We start from the raw sequence: 19,746 nt of genomic DNA, 5'->3' as shown, positions 1-19,746 counted from the left end.
TCCATGGACGGTGAGCCTCCCTTTGAGCCTCGCTTCCCCTGGCTGAACGGCGATCTGCAGACCCTGCGGGACACCTTCCGCTCGGATGCCCTTCCCCCCGATCAGGGGCAGCCCTTGCCCTTTGATGTGGGCAATGGCGATCAGCTCCTCGCCAAGTGGGATGCCCCCCTCTCCGGGCCGGAGCCCCTTGGCCTTGTGCTGTTGATGCATGGCCTGGGGGGATCGAGCCAGCGCGGCGGACTGCGGCGGATGGGTGACACCCTCCAGCGCGCCGGCTTTGCCGTGCTCCGGCTGAACATGCGCGGCGCAGGCGACGGCCGTGCCCTGGCCCGCGGCACCTATGCGGCCAACAGCAATCGCGATCTGCTGCCGGTCCTGCGCCAGGCCCGCAGCTTGGCCGCTGGCCTCCCCCTGCTTGGGATGGGGATTTCCCTGGGCGGGACCAAGCTGCTCAATGCCCTGACCTCCAGCTCACTGGAGCGCCGGACAGCCGGTCTCGATCCCCAGGCGCCACTGCTGGATGGGCTGGTCACCATCAGCACTCCGGTGGATCTGGAGAGCTGCTCCCGCCAGATCGAGTTGCCCCGCAACCGCCTCTATCAGCATTGGCTCTTGAAGCGGCTGGTGGCCCAGACCCTGGCCGATCCGTTTGGGGTGACGGACGCCGAGCGTCAGGCCCTGGAGGGGCCCCTCGAGAGCATCCGAGCTTTTGATGCGGCGATCACGGCTCCCCGTTGGAGCTATGGCTCGGTGGACGACTACTACCGCCAGGCCAGTCCCCTCTGGCGTCTCCAGGAGCCCCGCATCCGGCGAGAGCTGCCCCCCTGCCTGCTGATTCACGCCGAGGATGATCCCTGGGTGCCCGTGGAGCCCACCAGAAGCCTGGAAGCCTTCCAGGATGAGCGCTTACAGCTGCTCGTGACAGCCAAGGGCGGCCATAACGGCTTCCACGGCCGCGGCGGTTGCTGGACCGATCAGCTCACCGCCCGCTGGTTTCAGGCCTTGCTCGCCTGAAAGGGCATCCGTTTGACAATCCACTCCTCGATGGGCGCGCCGCCGATGACGTGCTCCTTCAGGATTCGCTCAACGCGCTCAGCGGTGACCCCGCCGTAGACGATTCCCTCGGGCCAGATCAAGAGCACCGGCCCCTCGGCGCAGATGCGGAGGCAATCGGCCTTGCTGCGCAACACGATCCCTTCAGGGCGAGCTGGATCCTCCAGGCCCCACTCCCGCACCAGGCGCTTGAGGGCAGTCCAGCTCTCAGGGCCGACCGTTGGATCGGGGCTGCAGAGCGCCTTGGCCGGGGTGGCGCAGAGCAGCAGGTGGTGCTGAATCAACGGCTGGCTCAAACAGAGACGGCTGCAGCTTCACGCACCGCCTGACGGGACCAGCTGTCGACCGCCAGCACGTCGTCCAGGGAGGGATGGGCCATGAGGTCAGCCTTGTGGCGATCGCAAACCCTGTCGATCAGCTTCGGGATGTCGAGGAAGTGGATCTTCTCCTCGAGGAAGAGCGCCACGGCCTGCTCGTTGGCGGCATTCATCACCGCGGGCATCGTTCCCCCGGCGCGGCCGGCGGCATAGGCCAGTTCCATGCAGGGGTACTTGGCGGGGTCGGGCTTGCGGAAGGTCAGTTGCCCCACCTCGGTCAGATCCAGGCGGCGCCAGGGGGTCTCCAGGCGCTCCGGCCAGCTCAGGCAGTAGAGGATCGGCAGCTTCATGTCGGGCCAACCCAGCTGGCCCAGCACGGAGGAATCCGCCAGCTCCACCATCGAGTGGATGATCGACTGCGGGTGGATCACGATCTCGATGTGGTCGTAGTCCAGACCGAAGAGGTAGTGGGCCTCGATCACCTCCAGACCCTTGTTCATCAAGGAGGCGGAGTCGACGGTGATCTTGCGACCCATGCTCCAGTTGGGGTGGCTGGTGGCATCGGCCACGGTGGCCTTGTGCAGATCCGCCGCATCCCAGTCACGGAAGGCACCGCCGCTGGCGGTCAGTTGAATCCGGCGCAGGCCCGGCGTCGGCACACCGGTGGAGAGCCGGGCGGTGTCAGCCCAGGGGGTGCCCTGCAGGCACTGGAAGATGGCGGAGTGCTCGGAGTCCGCGGGCAGCAGGCGCGAGCCGCTCTTGGCGAGCTCCGGCAGCACCACCGGACCAGCGGCGATCAGGGTCTCCTTGTTGGCCAGGGCCAGGTCCTTGCCGGCGCGGATCGCCGCCAGGGTGGGCAGCAGGCCGGCGCAGCCCACGATTCCGGTGACCACCAGGTCGGCGCTGGACCAGGCCGCGGCGGTGCAGAGCCCGTCAGTGCCGCCCACCAGCTCCGGCAACTTGGCGGGGCGCTCACTGGCGGAGAGGGCCTGGAGCCGCTCCTGCAGGGCCGGGAGTTTGGCTTCATCCGCCAGGGCCACCACCTCAGGGGCGTGCTTCTGGATCTGGCGGATCAGCAGATCGAGGTTGTTCCCGGCCGTCAGGGCGACGACGCGGAAGCGATCGGGGAACTCCTCGACGATCTCCAGGGTTTGCGTACCGATTGAGCCTGTGGAGCCGAGCACGGAGAGGGCTTTCACGGCGGAGCTCCAGGGATCAGCGGCCAGTTTCCCATTTCCAGGCGCGTAGCGTTGCCGGCACTCCTTTGATCCGCGATGGCCGAGCAGAACCCGGCGGCGCCTCAGCGCTGGCCCTACGTCCTGGGATGTGGCTTCGCCATGGGCGCCGCCGATGTGGTCCCCGGGGTCTCGGGGGGCACGATGGCCTTCATCCTCGGCATCTACGGCACCCTGCTGGAGGCTGTCTCGGGCTTTGACTTCGAGCTCCTCGGCCTCCTGCGACGCGGCGCCTGGGCGGAGGCGGCCGAGCGGGTGCACCTGGGCTTCCTGCTGCCCCTGCTGGCTGGCCTGTTCGGTTCAGTCCTGGTGCTGGTGCGTCCGATCACCTGGCTCTATGTGAACCAGCCGGCCCTGCTCTTTGCCTTTTTCTTTGGTCTGATCGTCGGCTCGATCGTCTTGATCGCCCGCCACGCCCATTGGGGCGCCGCCGGCCTGGTGGCGATGGTGGTGGGTGTGGCGGCGGCGCTGCTGCTGGTGACCCGTACGCCAGTGACCATGCCCCACGACCCCTTCACGATCTTCTGGAGCGGGGCCGTGGCGATCATGGCGATGATTCTTCCGGGCGTCTCCGGCTCCTTTCTGCTGCTGGTGCTCGGCCAGTACCAGTACGTGATGGAAGGGGTGAAGGCCCTGGATCTGGCGACCCTGGTGCCCTTCGCCCTGGGCTGTGCCACGGGGCTGCTGCTGTTTGTGCGTCTGCTGAGCTGGCTGCTGAAGCGCTGGCATGGCCAGACCGTGGCCCTGTTGATGGGTTTCATGGCCGGCTCCCTCTGGAAGATCTGGCCCTTCCGCACCGTGCTGGAGAGCACCACCAACGCCAAGGGCAAGTTGATCGTCCTGCGGGATGCCCTGGCGGCGCCCCCCAGCGGCTCGGCCTTCGCCCTGGCCCTGCTGCTGATGGGCCTGGGTGTGCTCTTGGTGTTGGGCCTCGAGCGGATTCAAGAGCGGATGGGCGCTGCGGAGATGGGCGGCTGAGTCCAATCCGTTGATGCAGCTCCCTTGCCCCGCCGGTGAAACTGGGGGCTGCTTTTTGCTGCCCCGATGACGTCCCACGATCGTGGTCACCCCCCCGAGCAGTGGGGCTCGTCCCTGGGCTTCGTGTTGGCCGCCGCAGGCAGCGCCGTCGGTCTGGGCAATCTCTGGGGCTTCGCCTATCGGGCCTCCCAGGGGGGCGGGGCGGCCTTTGTGCTCCTCTACCTGCTGATCGTCTCGCTGGTCTGTCTGCCGGTGCTGGTGGCCGAGATGGTTCTGGGGCGCAGCACGGGCCACGCCCCCCTGCTAGCTCCGATCACCGCCGGCGGTCGCCGCTGGGCCCCGCTGGGTTGGCTGTTCCTGGCCGCCGCGATGGGGATCCTCAGTTACTACGCCGTCCTGATGGGCTGGACGGGCCGCAGCTTGATCCATGCCTTGAGTTCGCCGCTCCCAGCCGACATTCCCGCGGCGGAGCGCTTCTTCGCCGGCATCAGCAGCGGCGGTGATGCGGTGCTGGGGCACCTGATCAGCCTGGCCCTCACCGGGGTGGTGGTCGCCGCCGGCATCAAGGCCGGCATTGAGCGCCTCACCCGCTGGGCCATGCCCCTGCTGTTTCTCCTGCTGCTGGCCCTGGCGATCTGGGCGGCCTTTCTGCCCGGAGCCCATGCGGGCTACAGCGGTTTTTTGCTGCGCTGGGATCCCAGCAAGCTCACGGACCTGGGCACGATCCGCAACGCCTTCACCCAGGCCTTTTTCTCGATCGGCACCGGCATCGGCGCGATCTTGGCCTACGCCACCTACCTCGATCGCAAGAGCGCTCTCCCCGGTGAAGCGGTGGCGGTGGTGGGGATGGACACCGCCGTTGGCCTGATGGCCGGCTGCATCACCTTCCCGCTGGTGGCCAGCTTTGGTCTGGTGGATGTGGTCAGCGGCAGCACCGTGGGCACCCTCTTCATCAGCCTGCCGACGGGCCTGGCCTCCCTGGGGGGCGGTGGCCGGGTGGTGGCTGCTGTCTTTTTCCTGTTGGCCTACGTGGCTGCGATCACCTCATCGGTCTCGCTGCTGGAGGTGCCGGTGAGCTCGTTGATGGATCGCTTGGGCTGGAGCCGCTCCAGGGCCGTCTGGCTGATGGTGCTGCTGATTGCCGTGATCGGCCTTCCTTCTGCTTTGGACATTGGGGTGCTGGAGCGGATGGATGCCCTCTTTGGCGGGGTCTGCCTGATCGCCGGTGGCCTGCTGCTGGCCCTGCTGCTGGGCTGGCAGGTGCCCGATCGTTTCCGCAGCGATCTGCTGGAGTCGGGTTCCTCGCCTGAGCTCGTGCGGCTGCTGCGCTGGTCCCTGCGTTGGATTTCGGTGCCGGCCATCAGCCTGGGCCTGCTGATCTCGATCATCGATCTGGCCAAGAGCTGGAGCGGCGCTGGCGCTTAACTGAGCGGAGCTTTCGTCTCCCCATGGCCATCGGTCCCCAGTGGCTCCAGCGCTTCAACTTCATTGAGCGGGCGAAGCTGGAGCGTCAGCTCTGGGAGGCCTTTGAGCGGGGCGAGCCGATCGAGACCCTGGTTGAGGAGTGTGAGCCCGGGTTTCAGAAGGAGGTCTGGAGCACCACGGCCACGCGCATCCGCAAGATCGAGCAGATGATGAAAAACCAGCAGGCTCCCAAGCCCTAGGCCCTGAGCCACTCCGTCAGGCCGCCGGGCTTGTCGATCAGTTCGATCCCCTGGGCCTTGAGTTCATCACGGATCCGGTCGGCGGCGGCAAAGTCCTTGGCGGCTTTGGCCGCCTTGCGGGCTTCAATCTGCGCTTCGATCTCAGCGTCGCTCGGACCGCCGCCGCTGGCGCTGCTCTCGGCTCCCTCGTGCTTCAGCCCGACGACCTCGGCCAGCTCCAGCAGCAGGGCCAGTTGCTGTTGATGGCTGGCTTGCTCCAGTTCGCCCTGGGCGCTGGCGTCGCCGCGCTCGATCCGGTTGGCCAGACCCCGCAGGGGCTTGGCCAACTCAAACAACACCGCCAGGGCGGCGGAGGTGTTGAGGTCGTCGTCCATGGCGGCGGCGAAGCGCGCGCGCGCATCCGCCAGGGCGGTTGGCAACTCTGAGGCGGCGGGGGTGGTGTCGCCGGCGAGGCCAAGGGCGGCGTTCAGTCCTTTCCAGCCAGTGGCGGCGGCCTCGAGGGCTTCCGCGGTGAAGTCGAGGGGTTTGCGGTAGTGGGCCTGCAGGGTGAACAGGCGCAGGGTCATTGGCGAGACCCCGGAATCCAGCAGGGCGCGGATGGTCGTGAAGTTGCCGAGGGATTTCGACATCTTCTGGCCGCCGACATTGACCATGCCGTTGTGGAGCCAGAAGTGGGCCAGCTCCTTGCCGGTGGCGGCTTCCGATTGGGCGATCTCGTTCTCGTGGTGCGGGAAGACCAGATCGGCACCGCCCAGGTGGATATCGATGGTGTCGCCGAGTTCCTCGCGCACCATGGCTGAGCACTCGATGTGCCAGCCCGGGCGCCCCTGGCCCCAGGGGGAGGGGAAGCTGGGTTCGCCGGGTTTGGCTCCCTTCCAGAGGGCGAAGTCAAAGGGGTGCTGTTTGCGGGCTTCCTCGGCACTGGCCACCCGACCGGCGGCGTTGTCCTGCTGCTGCTCCAGATCGCGGCCGCTGAGCTTGCCGTAGCCGGCGTGCTTCATCACGGCGAAGTAGACGTCTCCATCGGCGGAGTAGGCCGCCCCTTTGGACTCCAGCTCGCTGATCAGGCCGCGGATGGCATCGAGGCTGCGGGTGGCCCGCGGCATCCGATCCGCCGGCAGGATGTTCAGACGCCCCATGTCGGCGACGAAGGCGTCGATGTTGCGCTCGCTGACCTCCTCCATCGAGCTGCCCTCTTCGCTGGCGCGGTTGAGGATCTTGTCGTCGATGTCGGTGTAGTTCTGCACGAAGGTCACGGCGTAGCCGCTCCAGCGCAGGTGGCGGCGCAGCACGTCCCAGGCGATGTAGCTGCGGGCGTGGCCCAGGTGGCAGAGGTCATAGACCGTGACCCCACAGCAATAGATGCTGACCTTGCCCGGCTCGATCGGCTTGAACTCCTCGACGCGGCGGGTGAGGGTGTTGGTGAGCCGCAGGGTCATTTCGCTTCCATCCAGTTGGGGCCAACGCCGGTCTCCACCACCAGGGGCACAGACAGGGTCACCGCGCGCTCCATGGTTTCACGCGTGAGGTTGAGCACCGTCTCCAGGGCCTCGGGGGCGGCTTCGAGCACCAGTTCGTCATGGACCTGCAGCAGTAGCCGTGCGGGCAGGGCGCTCTCGGTGAGCCGTTGCTGCAGCTGCACCATCGCCAGCTTGATGATGTCGGCGCTGGAGCCCTGGATCGGGGCGTTGGCGGCGGCGCGCAGTTGCTGGGCTTCCATGCCGCCGCGGCGGGCGACATCCAGTTCGATCTCCAGGGGGTCCTTGCCCAGGTGACGTCCCAGGCCGCTGGGGTCAAAGGCAAAGGGGCGCCGGCGCCCCAGGATCGTTTCGACGTAGCCGCGGCTGAGGGCGAGCCGCTCCTGCAGCTCCAGGAAGGCGAAGACCTTCGGGTAGCGCTGCTTGTATTTGCTGAGGAACTCCTTGGCTTCGGCCTGGCTGACCCCCGTTTCCCGGGCGAAGCGCTGCACGCCCATCCCGTAGATCACCCCGAAGTTGATCGTCTTGCCCAGGCGGCGCTCGTCGCTGCTGACCTCGTCTTTTTCAAACAGCAGCCGGGCGGTGAGGGCGTGGACGTCATCACCGCTTTGATAGGCCTTCACCAGCACCTCCTCGCCGGAGAGGTGGGCCAGGATCCGCAGCTCGATCTGGGAGTAGTCGGCGCTGATCAAGGTCCAGCCGGCCTCCGGCAGGAAGGCCTTGCGAATCCGCCGTGAGAACTCCGTGCGTACGGGGATGTTCTGCAGGTTGGGGTTGCTGCTGGAGAGCCGTCCGGTGGCGGTGACGGCTTGGTTGAAGTCCGTGTGAACCCGTCCGGTTTCCGCCTCCATCAGGGCGGGAAGGGCATCGACATAGGTGCTCTTGAGCTTGCTCAAGGTGCGGTGCTCCAGCACCAGGGGCACCACCGGGTGGGCGTCCTCCAGCTTCTCGAGCACCGTCGCGTCGGTGCTCCAGCCGGTCTTGGTCTTGCGGGACTTCTTGCGATCGAGCCCGAGGGTGTCAAAGAGCAGCTCACCGAGCTGCTTCGGCGAGGCCAGGTTGAAGTCCGTGCCGGCGGCCTCCTTGGCGTCGCTCTCCAGTCGCTCGAGGGTGGCCTTGAGTTCCCGGCTGAGTTCGCCGAGGTAGTCGGTGTCGATGCGAATGCCGGTGGCTTCCATTAGGGCCAGCACCGGCTCCAGGGGCAGCTCCACCTGATCGAGCAGCGCCGTGAGGGGTTCACCCAGGGCCTCGAGTTGGCCGCGCAGCAGTGGGGTCAGGCGGTAGGTGACATGGACATCCATGCCGCAGTAGAGGGCGGCCTGGGTCATGGGGACGGCCGAGAAGTTGGCGCCCTTGGGGACCAGCTCGCTGTAGCTGGTGGGCAGGAAGCCGAAATTCCGCTGGGCCAGCAGCTCGAGGCCGTGTTTGGCGTTGGCATCCCGCAGGTAATCCGCCAGGAGGGTGTCCATGACAACGCCCGCCAGGGGCAGACCATGGCGCAGCAGGATCAGCCGGTCGTACTTGGCGTTCTGCAGCGTTTTGGGGTGCGCGGCGCTGCTGAGCCAGGGAGCCAAGGCCCCCAGTACTTGGTCGAGGGGGAGTTGCGCTGGATCGCTTAGTTCCGCCTGATGTCCCAGGGGGATGTAGGCCAGCTGATCGAGCCCCTCGCCCCAGCAGACTCCGAGGCCCACAAGTTCGGCCTGGAAGGGGTTGAGGCTGGTGGTTTCAGTGTCCAGCGCCACCGGGCTCTGGCGGTCGCAGCAGCCCAGGAGCCTCTGCACCAAGGCCTCGAGTGCCTCGCTACTGGTGATCAGTTGGGGCGCAAGGGCCGGCGGTGCAGCGTCGCGGGCGTCTCCGTCATCGGCGGCCGGATCGCTGAGCGCTTCGGCTTTTGCTTCTGCTTTGGCTTGGGGTTCGGCGGCGGCGACGGCCGGCGGTGGTTCGTTGGAGAAGACCGTGGCGAAGCTGTTGACCTGGCGCCGCAGGCTGAAGAGCTCCAGTTCCTCCAGGCTTTCGGCGAGGGAGTCGCTCTTGACTGCACCGAGGGGCAGACGCGGGTCCGTCGGCAGCGGAATGTCCACCAGGATTTCCGCCAGCATCCGCGAGCGGTAGGCGTTCTCCCGGTCCGTGCTGAGCTTGCCCAGCAGCGCCCCCTTCAGGGCTCCCTTGGGATCTTTGGCCTTGGGGCCCGCGGCTTCGAGTTGCTCCAGCGCCGCGTAGATCCCATCGAGGTCGCCGTAGGCCTGCAGCAGGTTGATGGCGGTCTTGGGACCGACGCCTTTGACGCCCGGAATGTTGTCGCTGCTGTCGCCCGTGAGCGCCTTGAGGTCCACGACCTCTTCAGGCGTGACCCCCAACTTGGCCACGACACCATCGCGGCGAATCTCGAGCGGTCCGCTGCTCTTGGCATAGGGCCCACCCCCCATATAGAGGACAGCGATGTCGCGCTCGTCGTCCACCAGCTGGAAGAGGTCACGGTCACCCGAGAGGATGCGCACCCGCCAGCCATCGTTGGCGGCTCGATTGGCCAGGGTCCCCAGGACATCGTCGGCTTCGTAGCCGGGAGCCATGCAGAGGGGAATGTCGAGGGACTGCTCGAGGATCTGCTGCAGGTTGCCCAGATCCTGGAAGAAGTGTTCTGGCGCTACGTCACGATGGGCTTTGTAGGCCTCGTCAGCTTCATGGCGGAAGGTGGGTTCAGCCGTGTCAAAGGCGATGACCACCCCCTGGGGGGCCAGGCCTTTGCAGTTGTCCAGCAGGGCCTTGAGAAAGCCATAGGTGACCGAGGTGGGAATGCCCTCTTTGGTGCTCAGTCCCCCCTCGCCCCCTTTGCTGAAGGCGTAGAAGCTGCGGAAGGCCAGGGAGTGGCCATCCACCAGCAGCAACAGGGGTTTGAGGGTGGTGCCGCCGGTCAAAACGCCCTGGAGATCAAGTGGGCCCAGCCTGGCAGAACGGGCCGGGCTGCTTTGAGTTCCTGCGGCCGTTATCGCTGGTGGCTCGAGCGGCAGTGGCAGCCGCAGGCCCCGCGGTTGCTGTTTGTCGGGCTGAATCCCTCCCGCGCCACGGCCGAGCGTGATGATCCGACCCTGCGGCGCTTGATCGCGTTTGCCCAGGCCTGGGGCTATGGATCGCTGGAGGTGCTGAACCTGTTCGCCCGCATCTCGGCCAGTCCGGCGGTGCTGCGGCGCAGCGCCGATCCGATCGGCCCGCAGACCGACCAGTGGTTGCAGCGGCGTCTGGGCGTCCTGGCGGACGCGCCCGGGGCCGCGGTCTGGCTGGGCTGGGGCAACGGCGGCCGCTGGAGGGATCGCGACCAAGCGGTGTTGCGCCTCTTGCGGCAGCAGGGTGTGCCGCTGCTGGCCCTCGGGCTGACCGCCAGCGGCCAGCCCCGGCATCCGCTCTATGCCGCCAAGGCTGCGCAGCCGCTGCGTTTGACCCATTCTGGGGAAGAGCTTCGGCCTGGTTGAGCGCCTCGATGACCCGCACCCCCAGCCGCTATGCGATCCATCTGCTGCTCTCCGGGGGGCATGAGCAGGTGGTGCACTTCCCCAGCCTCGATGCGTTCCAGCAGTGGTACGGCACGGTCCTGAACGCCGGCCCGGCCGATGCCTTCATCAACGTCCCGATCACGGAGTTGCCCGATGAGTACCTGGTGGTGCGCCCCAGCGCCGTGAAGGGGATCCGAGTGGAGCCGGTCTTCGGTGCCCTCGATGACGATGACTTCTGAGCTGATCTGGGGCTTTTCGTTTTTTGCCGGTGCCCTGGCCCAGCTGATCGCACGCCTGAGTGGCTGGCCTTCGGTGGTGCTGCTGCTGGCGTCGGGGCTGCTGATCGGTGATGCCGGACTGGATTGGGTGCAGCCCGAGCGCCTGGGGGGAGGGCTGGAGTCCTTGGTGGGGTTGCTGGTGAGCTTGGTGCTCTTTGACGGTGGCCTGAATTTGCGTCTGGCTGGCCGCGACCTGCAGCGCACGGTGCTGCAGTTGGTGCTTACCCGTGGTCTGCTCGGGCTGGTGGGCGGAGCCCTGCTGGCCCATGAGCTGGCGGGGTTGTCCTGGCCCTTGGCCTGGGTGTTTGGGGCCATCGCCCTGGGGACAGGGCCCACGGTGATCACGCCCTTGGTGCAGCAGATGCGTCTGGTGCCGCGCCTTTCGGCGGTGCTCGAGGCTGAAGGCCTGATCCTGGAGCCGGTGGGGGCCGTGCTGGCCTTGCTGCTGCTGCAGTTGGCCCTGGGTGATTTGTCCCAGTGGGATCAGGTCCTGCCGCTGTTGCTGCTGCGCCTGGGCGGTGGGGTGTTGATGGGTGGTTGTTGCGGCTGGCTGCTGGTCCTGGTGCTGCAGCGTCTGCCGAGTGAGGCCGAGGGACTCCGGTTGCAACTGAGCTTGGGGGTGCTGTTCCTGTTGGTGAGTGGCACCCAGGTGCTCTTGCCGGAGGCGGGGCTCCCGGCGGCGGTGTCGGCGGGGATCGTGGTCGGCCTGCGGCTCAAGGACGAAGCGAGCAACCTCGATGCCCTGATTGCCCACCTGGCGCAGCTGGCGATCACGGTGCTCTTTCCCCTCTTGGCCGCGGATCTCTCCTGGGCTGAGCTCTCGCCCTTGGGCTGGGGTGGTGTCAGCTGTGTGGCCGCCCTGATGCTGTATCGCTGGCTGGTGGTTCAGGCCGGTTCGCTGGGCCTGCCGGGATTGAGTTGGGGCGACAAGTTGATGCTCAGCTGGGTGGCGCCGCGGGGAATCGTGACGGCGGCCGTGGCCAGCTTGTTTGCCCTGAAATTGAGCGCCGCCGGGGTGAGTGGCGGCGGTGCGCTGAAGGGCCTGGTGTTCCTGACGATCTTGATCACCGTGGCGGTGCAGGGGCTGTCCGCTCCCCTACTGGCACGGCGCTTGGGGCTTGTGGAGAGCGACCTAGAGGCTGCGCTCGATGCGAGCCCTGGCCTCGCCACTGGGCTGGAGCAGCAACCAGGTGGTGAGCAGGTCGGGACCTTGAAGGCTGCCGAGTAGGGCGGCCCGCAGGGTCTTCATCAGGACGCCTTTCTTGACGCCGGCATCGGCCACGGCCTTGCCCAGCAGTTCTTGGGCGGTCTCGGCTGTCAAAGCGCCCTCGGGCAGATGCTCGAGCAGGGCCTTCAGGGCCGGTCGGGCACCGTCAAGCTCGAGTTGCTTGAGGGCGGCCTCGCTGAGTTCGGGGCGCTCAAAGAAGGGACGGGCCTGCTCGATGCCGTCCTTGAGGGTGACCAACGAGGGACCGAGCAGGGCGCAGAGTTCCTGGAGCCAGCTGGCGTCGCTGTGGCTCCAGCCCAGGGCCTTCCATTGGGGCTCGAGTTCAGCCAGAAGTTGCTCGGGGCTGCGCTCGTGGAGCACCTGGCTATTGAGCCAGTTGAGCTTGTCCCAGTCGAAGCGGGCTCCAGCTTTGTTGACCCGATCAAAGCCAAAGACCTGGGCCGCGTCGCTCAGGCTGAACCGCTCTTCCATGCCCTCCGGCGGCGACCAGCCCAGCAGGGTCATGTAGTTCGCCAGGGCCTCAGCGGTGTAACCCTGCTCGCGGAAGTCATTGACCGAGGTGACGCCGTCGCGCTTGGAGAGCTTCTTCCCTTCCTTGTTCAGGATCAGAGGGGTGTGGGCAAATTCGGGGACGGGTGCACCGAGGGCTGCGTAGAGCAGCAGCTGCTTGGCGGTGTTGGCGATGTGGTCTTCGCCGCGGATGACATGGCTGATGGCCATGGCGGCGTCATCCACAACCACCACCAGGTTGTAGAGGGGGTCGCCGATTTGATCGGCCGGAGCGCGACGGGCAATGACCATGTCGCCGCCCAGGTCGCTACCGGACCAGCGCATGGCGCCGCGGACCAGGTCGTTCCAGGTGATGACGGCCTCGTCATCAATGCGAAAGCGGATGGTGGCCTCGCGGCCCTCGGCGATGTAGGCCTGCTCCTGCTCGGGGCTGAGGTCGCGGTGGCGGTTGTCGTAGCGGGGGGCGCGGTTGGCGGCCGCCTGCTGCTCCCGCATTTCAGTGAGCTCTGCTTCGCTGGCATAGCAGCGATAGGCCTTGCCGGAGTCCAGTAGCTGCTGAATGGCGGCGCGATGGGCCTCGATTCGCTCGCTTTGGATCACGGGCTCCGCGTCCCAGTTGATCCCCAGCCACTTCAGCCCTTCAAGGATGTTGGCGGTGTATTCCGGCTTGCTGCGCTCCTTGTCGGTGTCTTCGATCCGCAGCAGGAACTCCCCACCGAGGTGACGGGCGAAGAGCCAGTTGAAGACCGCCGTGCGAGCGGTACCGATATGAAGCGTTCCAGTCGGGCTGGGGGCGAGACGCACACGGACCGCCGCTCCAGTTCCAGTCACTGGCGTTGACCTCAAGGTGGAAACGGGACTGACGGGATTCGAACCCGCAACTTCCGCCGTGACAGGGCGGTGCTCTAACCGGTTGAACTACAGTCCCTTGAGCGCTCTAAGAGCTCTCTCCGTCTGGGATTTCAAGGCCCCAGCCGTGTCGCGTTTGCGACCTCAAAAGTATCCGTTGTCGCCCTGCCCTCCGTCAACACACTCAGGGCCTGCGCCGGCAAACCTTGTGAACTGGCCCTGGTTTTGGGCACAAAAAAACCCGCCAAGGGCGGGCTTGAGATGGTGATGAGCGGAGCTCAGACGATCAGGGGCGGAAGCCGGCGGGTTCGATCAGGCGGACCTGATTGCCACGGGCAGTGAACTCACGGCCTTGGTCGCTCTGGACGACGACACGACCGCCGGATTTGACGCGGATCACCCGGGCACGAACCCAGCCGAGGGCGGCGGATTCCAGAACCTTGACCACATCACCGGGCTGTAGATCCAACTCCATGTCCGGAAACGAGAGACTGCAGGTAGGGGACATCGAACGCGCCGTGGAGGACTTGAACCCCCGACATCAGGTTTTGGAGACCTGCGTTCTACCAACTGAACTAACGGCGCAGGGCCGATGTCCCCTCTTCAAAGACTTCTGCTGAGCAGAGGTCTTCAGTGGCCACTCCTGGGAGAAGTGGCCGATGTGCTGGAGGCGGTGAGCCTCAGCGATCGAAGCGCTGCTTGACGCGAGTGGCTTTGCCCACCCGGTCGCGCAGATAGAAGAGCTTCGCCCGACGCACCTTACCGCGGCGCTCCACCTTGATGGAAGCCACTTGGGGGCTGTGGATCATGAAGACGCGCTCCACGCCGACGCCCTGGAAGATGCGGCGAACGGTGATGGTCTCGTTGAGGCCGCCGTGGCGCTTGGCGATGATCACGCCTTCGAAGGGCTGGATGCGCTCCTTGTTGCCCTCGGTGATGCGCACGCCGATCCGGACGGTGTCGCCGACGTAGATGTCGGGGAGCTCCTTGGGGTTCTTGGCGATCTGCTCGGCCTCAAAGGCCTGCATCAGGGCGTGGGCGCTGAGCTTGCCCACAGTGGCTTTTGCAGCAGCAGGCTTTTCGGCCACAGCTACGGCGGAGTCAGTTGCAGCCTCGGTGCCGGCGGCTTCCTGGGTCTCTTCGTTCTTGATCTCGTCGGTCATGTCCTTGGAATCCGCTGCCATCCCAGCTCCGTTAAAACGCCTGGCCAAACAACCAGTGTACTGGCTCAAGGTGCCCCCGAATTCCGGGGGCGCAGACGCCACAGCCGGCGGATTGCCAGGGTGGTGCCTGTGACCAGCATCCATAGCAGACCGAGCCCGTTGAGCAGCACGTAAATCGGCTCCGCGGTGGTGCCCAGCCATTCCCCTTCGTGCAGGACCATCAGCCAGTGCACCTGGTCCCGGCCGAAGCCTCCCCAATCCTTCAGAAGCCGATAGGCCATTCCGCTGCAGACGGTCAGCAGCAGCGGCAGCACCACCAGCGGAGCGATGGCGGCATGGAGGCGCCGCATCCAGGCCAGGGTTGCTTGCATGCGGCACAGTTCAGGGCTCAGGTTCTAACTTGCAGAGAGCAGGCCTGCACTGGCGCGATGAACCTCTTTGCTGATTTGCTGGCCGCCACCCAGAAAGAACAAGGTCAGGTGCCCCAGTCGGCGGTGACCCAGACCGGCCCCCGGATTCAGAAAAGTCGCCGCGGTGTCGAGGTCAAGAGCGCGCGTGAGATCGAGACGATGCGCCAGGCCAGCCGGATCGTGGCCACGGTCCTGCGGGAGATCATGGAGTTGGCCCAACCGGGCATGACCACAGGGGATTTGGACGCCCACGCGGAGAAGCGCATTCGCGAGATGGGTGCGACGCCCAGCTTCAAGGGCTACCACGGCTTTCCCGCCAGCATTTGCGCCTCGATCAACAACGAGGTGGTCCACGGCATCCCCAGCAACAAGCGGGTGATTAAGGCCGGTGACCTGGTCAAGGTCGACACCGGCGCCTACTTCGACGGCTACCACGGCGATAGCTGCATCAGCCTGTTGGTCGGTGAGGGTGCTTCCCAGGAGGCCCAGGACCTGGCGCGGGTGGCCCAGGAATCACTGATGAAGGGCCTGGCGACGGTCAAGGCGGGCAGCACCCTGCTGGATCTGGCCGGTGCGGTTCAGGACCACGTCGAGGCCAACGGTTTTGCGGTTGTGGAGGACTACACCGGCCATGGCGTGGGCCGCAACCTGCATGAGGAGCCCTCGGTTTTCAACTACCGCACCCGGGAGCTGCCGAACATGAAGCTGCGCCCGGGCATGACCCTCGCGGTGGAGCCGATCCTGAACGCCGGCAGCAAGGTTTGCCGCACCCTGAAGGACCGCTGGACCGTGGTGACCGTTGACGGCAGCCTCTCGGCCCAGTGGGAGCACACCATCGCGGTGACCAGCGACGGCTGCGAGATCCTGACCGACCGCGACTTCTAGGGCCGGCTGCTGACCAGCCGGAAGTAGGCCCAGCGACTGAGGGTCGCAAGGGGCATCAATAGATAAGTCAAGGGGTTTGGTGTGACGATCACCAACCCCAATCCCCAGTGGGTCTGCCGCAGGATTTCCCGGGCGACAAACGCCGCAGACATCAGCCCGATGGGATTGAGGGCGGAGCGAAATGGGCCGAGGACCAGCCGGCGGATTCGGAAGGTCTCAGTGGCCAGGTCCAGGCTCCGCAGGCTCAGCAGTTGGCCCTGCAGCCGTTTGCTGATCTCATAGAGCGGGCTGACCGCCGCTTGGATCTCGGCCTCGGAGGTGTTGATCCAGACCTCCCGTTTTCGCGTGCCGTCGTCCTGCTGGGCGTAGAGCTCGAGCAACCTCCAGCTGCTGAGGGCATTGACCTCGAGCGATCGCACGACCGCTTCGGGGCTGCGCTCGCCATGGCAGTTCACGCCATGGTTGATCACCAAGATGTCGGCCCGCGCCAGCACGTCGCTCAGGGCCTGCTCCTGGCCCACGCTCCAGCGCACCTGTTCGAGGGGGATGGGGTCACCATTGGCCCGCTCAATGCGTAGCGGTCGATCGCTGCTGGTCAGGGCGATCAGCTGCGCTCCCTCCGCGTCGAGCTGCTGCAACAGGGCTTGGCCCAGGCTGCCGCTGGCTCCAGTGAGGGCAACGGTGCGTCCTTGAAAGCGCGGCAGTCCCATGCAGCGGTGGGCGATGGCCTCAGCTTGCGCCATCCTCGGTGCAGAGGACGGTGCTTGGCATGTCGGCGGGGCTGGTGGCCTTGTTCGCTCCCTATTGCCAGGGGAGCGCGCGCCCGGCGGAATTGGAGCGCGCCCTGGAGACCTTGGCCCGTGGCTCCTGCTCTGGGGTGCGTCAGCTCAAGCCCGCTGGGCAGCGGCCCTTTGAGCTGCGTTGGCGGGCGGGGGTGGCCCCTTCGGAGCCGGCGCAGTTGGAGTTGGTGGTGGAGGCGGACCCGACCCGTCCGTCACCGGCACTGCCTGGGGCGAGCTACGCCTGTTCGGTGGCCACCTCTCAGCTGGTGCTCTGGCTGATGGATTGCAGGGAGCAGGACGGTTCGATGGATCTGCCGGAGAGCTTCTGGCAATGGTTGTTGCTTGGACTCGATCCGCCCCCCGGCACCCCTTAGATTCGATTGAACAACTGGGTTGACATGGGCCAGGGCAACGCGGCGAATCACGCTTGTTCCCCCGCCCTGCTGATCGGTTCCTGTGCGCCCTTCAGTGGCAAATCGGCGGTGGTGCTGGGCTTGGCCCGCCAGCTGCTGCAGCGTGGAGTGAGCGTTCGGCTGGGCAAACCCCTGGCCGATAGCGCTGAGGGGTCCGACCCGCTGATCGACGATGACGTGCGCTTCGTCGGCCAGATCCTGGGACTCAAGGATGACCAGCTGGTCCCTTCGGTTCATCTCAAGGACGCCGAAGCAGCTCGGGCGCGTCTGCTGGATGGCAACCTCCAGCCAGGGGCTGGATTCCAGCGGCTGCAGCAGCAACTGCAGTCCTCCAGCGAGGGGCTGACCTTGATGGAGGCCTCAGGCAGCCTCAACGATGGCCGTCTCTATGGACTGAGCCTGGCCCAGGTGGCCGAGGGCTTGCAGGCGCCAGTGCTGCTCGTCCACGCCTGGGACGACAGCAGCAGCGTTGAGCCCCTGCTCGCCGCGCGCGATCAATTGGGTGAGCTGCTGGCTGGGGTGGTGCTCAATGGAGTGCCCCCCGCCCAGGTGACGGCCCTGCGCGCTGATGTGGTCCCCGCCCTCGAGCGGCTTGGCCTGCCGGTGCTGGGGGTGATGCCCCGCTCGCCGCTGCTGCGCAGCGTCACCGTCGAGGAATTGGCTCGCCGCCTCGATGCCCGGACCCTGTGTTGCCCTGAGCGGCACGATCTTCTGGTCGAGACCCTGTCCATTGGTGCGATGAACGTGAACTCCGCCATGGAGTTCTTCCGTCGCCGCCGCAACATGGCTGTGGTCACGGGTGCGGACCGCACCGATATCCAATTGGCTGCGCTGGAGGCCTCGACCCAGTGCTTGATCCTCACGGGTGCGGGTGAACCGTTGCCCCAGTTGATCTCCAGGGCTGAGGAACTTGAGGTTCCCTTGCTCAAGGTCGACCACGACACCTTGACGACCGTTGGGGTGATCGAAAACGCCTTCGGTCAGGTGCGGCTGCATGAATCGGTGAAGGCCACCTATGCCTTCCGCCTTGTGGAAGAGCATTGCGATTTTGAGCGGCTTTTCAGTCGCCTACGGCTGCCAGTCCCTGCGTAATCACTGCTAGTTTCGAAACGTCAGCTGGTGTTATGCGTTGACCCGGTCTCTTGATTTGCCGGCCCTCGACCGGATTGACACCCTGGCTCAAGAGCTGGCGATGCTCCAGGACCGGAGTAAGCGTCGCATTGCCATTCTCGGCAGCCGCCATGTTCCGGTGGTTTCGGTCCACCTGGTGGAGTTGGTGGCCCGCTCCCTGGCCCAGGAGGGGCACAGCTTGATTACTTCGGGCTCCCAGGGCGTGAATGCCGCTGTGATTCGCGGTGTCCTGGAGATCGACCCGTCACGGTTGACGGTGCTGCTGCCGCAAAGCCTGGATAGACAACCCCGGGAATCCCGCGAGCAGCTCGATCGGGTTCTGCACCTGGTCGAGAAACCGGAGAACGACGAACTGCCGTTGCCGATGGCCAGCAGCCTCTGCAACCAGGAGATCATTCGCCGCTGCGATCAGCTGATTTGCTTTGCCTTCCACGACAGCGAGACCCTGCTGGCGAGCTGCCGAACCGCAGAAGACATGGGCAAGGTGGTCAGCCTGATGTTCTTCGACTGACCCTTTTGCTCAGTTGGCCGCGGCAATGACGGCCTGCAGTCCCTCCCAATAGAGAAGACCGGCGCAGGTCATGGCACCGGCCCAGCAGAGGGAGCGAACGGGCGGAAGGTTGGCGACGTAGGCGGCGATGTAGCCCAGCCGCAGGGCCGGATAGATCCAAGCGGCGGCGATGGCCACCGGCGAGCTGACGCCGGCCATCAGACAAATCAGCGCGGCCGGGGCGTAGAGGGTGAAGGCCTCAAAGCTGTTGAGGTGCGCCCAGTTGGCCCGCTTGCCCCAGTCCGGCAGCCGCTCGGCCATGGCCCGGGGGGCGGCCAGGTCGCTCAGTTGGAAGTCGGCCTTGGAGCGGGCCGCGCCGAGGGGCACCAGGCTGGAGACCACAACACCGGCGCTGAGGAAGAGCGACCAGGCAAAGGCGGGATGCATCGGGGCCAACGGGCTTGGGTTGCCTCCTTTTCTAGGCTGAGCCCGGTTCACCCCGCGCGACCGCATGGCCTCCAGCTACTCCTTCGACGTCGTCTCCGATTTCGATTGGCAGGAATTGGTGAACACCCTGGACCAGGTGCGCCGCGACGTCTCGACCCGCTACGACCTCAAGGATTCGGGCACCGAAGTGGACCTGGAGGAGACCAGCCTGACGATCACGACCGCAAGCGATATGACGCTGCAGGCGGTTGAGGATGTGCTGCGTCAGAAGGCGACCAAGCGCAACCTCTCGCTCAAGATCTTCGACTTCCAAACCCCTGAGCCCGTCGGCGGCAACAAGGTCAAGCAGGTGGTCAAATTGCGCAAAGGGCTCAGTCAGGAGCTGGCGAAAAAGCTCAGCAAAACCATTCGCGACGAGCTCAAGAAAGTCACTGTCGCCATTCAGGGTGATGCCCTGCGGGTGACCGGCAAAAGCAAAGATGACCTTCAGGCGGTGATTCAGCTGCTGAAGGACCAGGACGTCGAAGTGCCCCTGCAGTTCCAGAACTACCGCTAGATCGCAGCGTTTCTGTCAGCCCATGACCCGCTCAGGCTGGCGTTTTTGGATCGATCGGGGCGGCACCTTCACCGATGTGGTGGCCTGCAGGCCGGATGGGGAGCTGGAGGTCTTCAAGGTGCTCTCGGAGCAACCCGACCATCCGGGGGATCCGGCGGTTCGGGTCATTCGTCAGTGCCTGGGACTGGGGACGGAGCAGCCAGTCATTCCTCCGGGGCTCGTGGCCGAGGTGCGGCTGGGGACCACGGTGGCCACGAATGCCTTTTTGGAGCGCGGCGGTGCGCGCACCCTGTTGCTGATCAACCGGGGCTTCGCTGATCTGCTGACGATTGGAGATCAGCACCGGCCTGATCTCTTCGCCTTGGCCATTCGCCGTCCGAAGCCGTTGCAG

The 19,746-nt window shown here is 66.0% G+C and carries 23 protein-coding genes and 2 tRNA genes; 13 read left to right on the top strand and 12 right to left on the bottom strand.

Translation table 11 applies throughout. From position 1 onward, the window contains the following. Positions 1 to 3 precede the first annotated feature (3 nt). Positions 4 to 1,014 (top strand): alpha/beta fold hydrolase, encoded by a 1,011-nt coding sequence (locus QZ184_RS03385; protein ID WP_247477352.1) that lies wholly within the window; start codon positions 4 to 6, stop codon positions 1,012 to 1,014. Here the strand turns inward: QZ184_RS03385 and QZ184_RS03380 are convergent. Then, on the bottom strand, positions 996 to 1,349 hold the full coding sequence (locus QZ184_RS03380) for a (2Fe-2S) ferredoxin domain-containing protein (RefSeq protein WP_296418151.1): 354 nt from the start codon (positions 1,347 to 1,349) through the stop codon (positions 996 to 998). The two genes, QZ184_RS03385 and QZ184_RS03380, sit on opposite strands and share 19 nt — an antisense overlap. Then, positions 1,346 to 2,569 (bottom strand): 1-deoxy-D-xylulose-5-phosphate reductoisomerase, encoded by a 1,224-nt coding sequence (locus QZ184_RS03375; RefSeq protein WP_247477357.1) that lies wholly within the window; start codon positions 2,567 to 2,569, stop codon positions 1,346 to 1,348. Before QZ184_RS03375 ends, QZ184_RS03380 begins: the two co-directional genes overlap by 4 nt. Before the next feature lie 75 nt (positions 2,570 to 2,644). Here QZ184_RS03375 and QZ184_RS03370 point away from each other — a divergent pair, with 75 nt between their 5' ends. The 3 genes from QZ184_RS03370 to QZ184_RS03360 all read left to right on the top strand — a co-directional run bounded on the left by QZ184_RS03370 (position 2,645) and on the right by QZ184_RS03360 (position 5,247). Beyond that, on the top strand, positions 2,645 to 3,583 hold the full coding sequence (locus tag QZ184_RS03370; RefSeq protein WP_247477359.1) for a DUF368 domain-containing protein: 939 nt from the start codon (positions 2,645 to 2,647) through the stop codon (positions 3,581 to 3,583). 66 nt (positions 3,584 to 3,649) lie between these two features. Then, on the top strand, positions 3,650 to 5,008 hold the full coding sequence (locus tag QZ184_RS03365) for a sodium-dependent transporter (RefSeq protein WP_247477361.1): 1,359 nt from the start codon (positions 3,650 to 3,652) through the stop codon (positions 5,006 to 5,008). Positions 5,009 to 5,031: 23 nt separating this feature from the next. Further along, positions 5,032 to 5,247 carry a hypothetical protein gene (locus tag QZ184_RS03360; RefSeq protein ID WP_010315743.1) on the top strand — a complete coding sequence of 72 codons (216 nt, stop codon included), beginning with the start codon at positions 5,032 to 5,034 and terminating at the stop codon, positions 5,245 to 5,247. Here the strand turns inward: QZ184_RS03360 and cysS are convergent. Both cysS and polA read right to left on the bottom strand, forming a co-directional pair. Beyond that, positions 5,244 to 6,686: a cysteine--tRNA ligase gene (gene cysS / locus QZ184_RS03355; RefSeq protein ID WP_296418148.1), complete on the bottom strand. Its 1,443-nt coding sequence runs from the start codon at positions 6,684 to 6,686 to the stop codon at positions 5,244 to 5,246. The genes QZ184_RS03360 and cysS overlap by 4 nt on opposite strands. Then, positions 6,683 to 9,640, bottom strand: a complete 2,958-nt coding sequence (gene polA, locus QZ184_RS03350) for a DNA polymerase I (protein WP_296418146.1) — start codon at positions 9,638 to 9,640, stop codon at positions 6,683 to 6,685. Before polA ends, cysS begins: the two co-directional genes overlap by 4 nt. Between polA and QZ184_RS03345 the strand changes: the two genes are divergently transcribed. From QZ184_RS03345 to QZ184_RS03335, 3 genes are read left to right on the top strand one after another with little or no spacing between them, the layout of a single operon-like run. Then, entirely contained in the window at positions 9,590 to 10,192 is a 603-nt protein-coding gene (locus QZ184_RS03345) for a DUF1643 domain-containing protein (protein ID WP_296415650.1), read from the top strand. The genes polA and QZ184_RS03345 overlap by 51 nt on opposite strands. Before the next feature lie 8 nt (positions 10,193 to 10,200). Beyond that, entirely contained in the window at positions 10,201 to 10,452 is a 252-nt protein-coding gene (locus tag QZ184_RS03340) for a hypothetical protein (RefSeq protein ID WP_010315758.1), read from the top strand. After that, entirely contained in the window at positions 10,442 to 11,719 is a 1,278-nt protein-coding gene (locus QZ184_RS03335; protein ID WP_296418143.1) for a cation:proton antiporter, read from the top strand. The genes QZ184_RS03340 and QZ184_RS03335 overlap by 11 nt, the downstream gene beginning before the upstream one ends. Here the strand turns inward: QZ184_RS03335 and gltX are convergent. From gltX to QZ184_RS03305, 6 genes are all read right to left on the bottom strand, one after another. Then, positions 11,624 to 13,060: a glutamate--tRNA ligase gene (gltX, locus tag QZ184_RS03330; protein WP_247477395.1), complete on the bottom strand. Its 1,437-nt coding sequence runs from the start codon at positions 13,058 to 13,060 to the stop codon at positions 11,624 to 11,626. The genes QZ184_RS03335 and gltX overlap by 96 nt on opposite strands. Before the next feature lie 23 nt (positions 13,061 to 13,083). Then, a tRNA-Asp gene (locus QZ184_RS03325) sits at positions 13,084 to 13,157 on the bottom strand. Between the two features lie 207 nt (positions 13,158 to 13,364). Next, the gene (locus QZ184_RS03320) at positions 13,365 to 13,553 is read right to left on the bottom strand and encodes a hyperconserved protein Hcp (protein ID WP_006043540.1); all 189 of its coding nucleotides are present in this window, start codon (positions 13,551 to 13,553) and stop codon (positions 13,365 to 13,367) included. Between the two features lie 37 nt (positions 13,554 to 13,590). Then, positions 13,591 to 13,663: transfer RNA gene (locus QZ184_RS03315), tRNA-Trp, on the bottom strand. A gap of 95 nt (positions 13,664 to 13,758) precedes the next feature. Then, complete coding sequence (gene rplS, locus QZ184_RS03310) at positions 13,759 to 14,262, bottom strand: 50S ribosomal protein L19 (protein WP_010315765.1); 504 nt, start codon at positions 14,260 to 14,262, stop codon at positions 13,759 to 13,761. A 44-nt stretch (positions 14,263 to 14,306) separates the two neighbouring features. Next, positions 14,307 to 14,612, bottom strand: coding sequence for a hypothetical protein (locus tag QZ184_RS03305; protein WP_010315768.1), 306 nt, complete (start codon positions 14,610 to 14,612; stop codon positions 14,307 to 14,309). Between the two features lie 57 nt (positions 14,613 to 14,669). On the opposite strand from QZ184_RS03305, the gene map reads away from it, so the two are divergent. After that, positions 14,670 to 15,536: a type I methionyl aminopeptidase gene (gene map, locus QZ184_RS03300; protein ID WP_010315770.1), complete on the top strand. Its 867-nt coding sequence runs from the start codon at positions 14,670 to 14,672 to the stop codon at positions 15,534 to 15,536. On the opposite strand, the gene QZ184_RS03295 is transcribed toward map, so the two are convergent. Next, positions 15,533 to 16,279 carry an NAD-dependent epimerase/dehydratase family protein gene (locus tag QZ184_RS03295; RefSeq protein WP_296418141.1) on the bottom strand — a complete coding sequence of 249 codons (747 nt, stop codon included), beginning with the start codon at positions 16,277 to 16,279 and terminating at the stop codon, positions 15,533 to 15,535. The genes map and QZ184_RS03295 overlap by 4 nt on opposite strands. Before the next feature lie 26 nt (positions 16,280 to 16,305). On the opposite strand from QZ184_RS03295, the gene ebsA reads away from it, so the two are divergent. Genes ebsA through QZ184_RS03280 form a run of 3 tightly spaced genes read left to right on the top strand, consistent with a single transcriptional unit; the run spans position 16,306 to position 18,373 of the window. Next, positions 16,306 to 16,692: a type IV pilus biogenesis protein EbsA gene (gene ebsA / locus QZ184_RS03290; protein WP_296415647.1), complete on the top strand. Its 387-nt coding sequence runs from the start codon at positions 16,306 to 16,308 to the stop codon at positions 16,690 to 16,692. Between the two features lie 24 nt (positions 16,693 to 16,716). Then, positions 16,717 to 17,823: a phosphotransacetylase family protein gene (locus QZ184_RS03285; protein WP_247477398.1), complete on the top strand. Its 1,107-nt coding sequence runs from the start codon at positions 16,717 to 16,719 to the stop codon at positions 17,821 to 17,823. Between the two features lie 37 nt (positions 17,824 to 17,860). After that, on the top strand, positions 17,861 to 18,373 hold the full coding sequence (locus tag QZ184_RS03280) for a hypothetical protein (protein WP_010315776.1): 513 nt from the start codon (positions 17,861 to 17,863) through the stop codon (positions 18,371 to 18,373). 9 nt (positions 18,374 to 18,382) lie between these two features. On the opposite strand, the gene QZ184_RS03275 is transcribed toward QZ184_RS03280, so the two are convergent. Then, positions 18,383 to 18,799 (bottom strand): MAPEG family protein, encoded by a 417-nt coding sequence (locus QZ184_RS03275; protein ID WP_247477399.1) that lies wholly within the window; start codon positions 18,797 to 18,799, stop codon positions 18,383 to 18,385. 64 nt (positions 18,800 to 18,863) lie between these two features. Here QZ184_RS03275 and QZ184_RS03270 point away from each other — a divergent pair, with 64 nt between their 5' ends. Together QZ184_RS03270 and QZ184_RS03265 are read left to right on the top strand one after the other, a co-directional pair. Beyond that, positions 18,864 to 19,355: a YajQ family cyclic di-GMP-binding protein gene (locus QZ184_RS03270; protein ID WP_010315780.1), complete on the top strand. Its 492-nt coding sequence runs from the start codon at positions 18,864 to 18,866 to the stop codon at positions 19,353 to 19,355. A 22-nt stretch (positions 19,356 to 19,377) separates the two neighbouring features. Next, positions 19,378 to 19,746 (top strand): hydantoinase/oxoprolinase N-terminal domain-containing protein (locus tag QZ184_RS03265; protein WP_296418139.1); only part of this gene is annotated, 369 nt, incomplete at its 3' end.

The sequence above is a fragment of the Vulcanococcus sp. DEBay_Sum22DG08_74 genome (genome assembly GCF_017852955.1).
GTDB lineage: Bacteria > Cyanobacteriota > Cyanobacteriia > PCC-6307 > Cyanobiaceae > Vulcanococcus.
The sequence above is the reverse complement of the archived record's forward strand: the minus strand, read 5'-3'. Positions and strand labels throughout refer to the sequence as shown.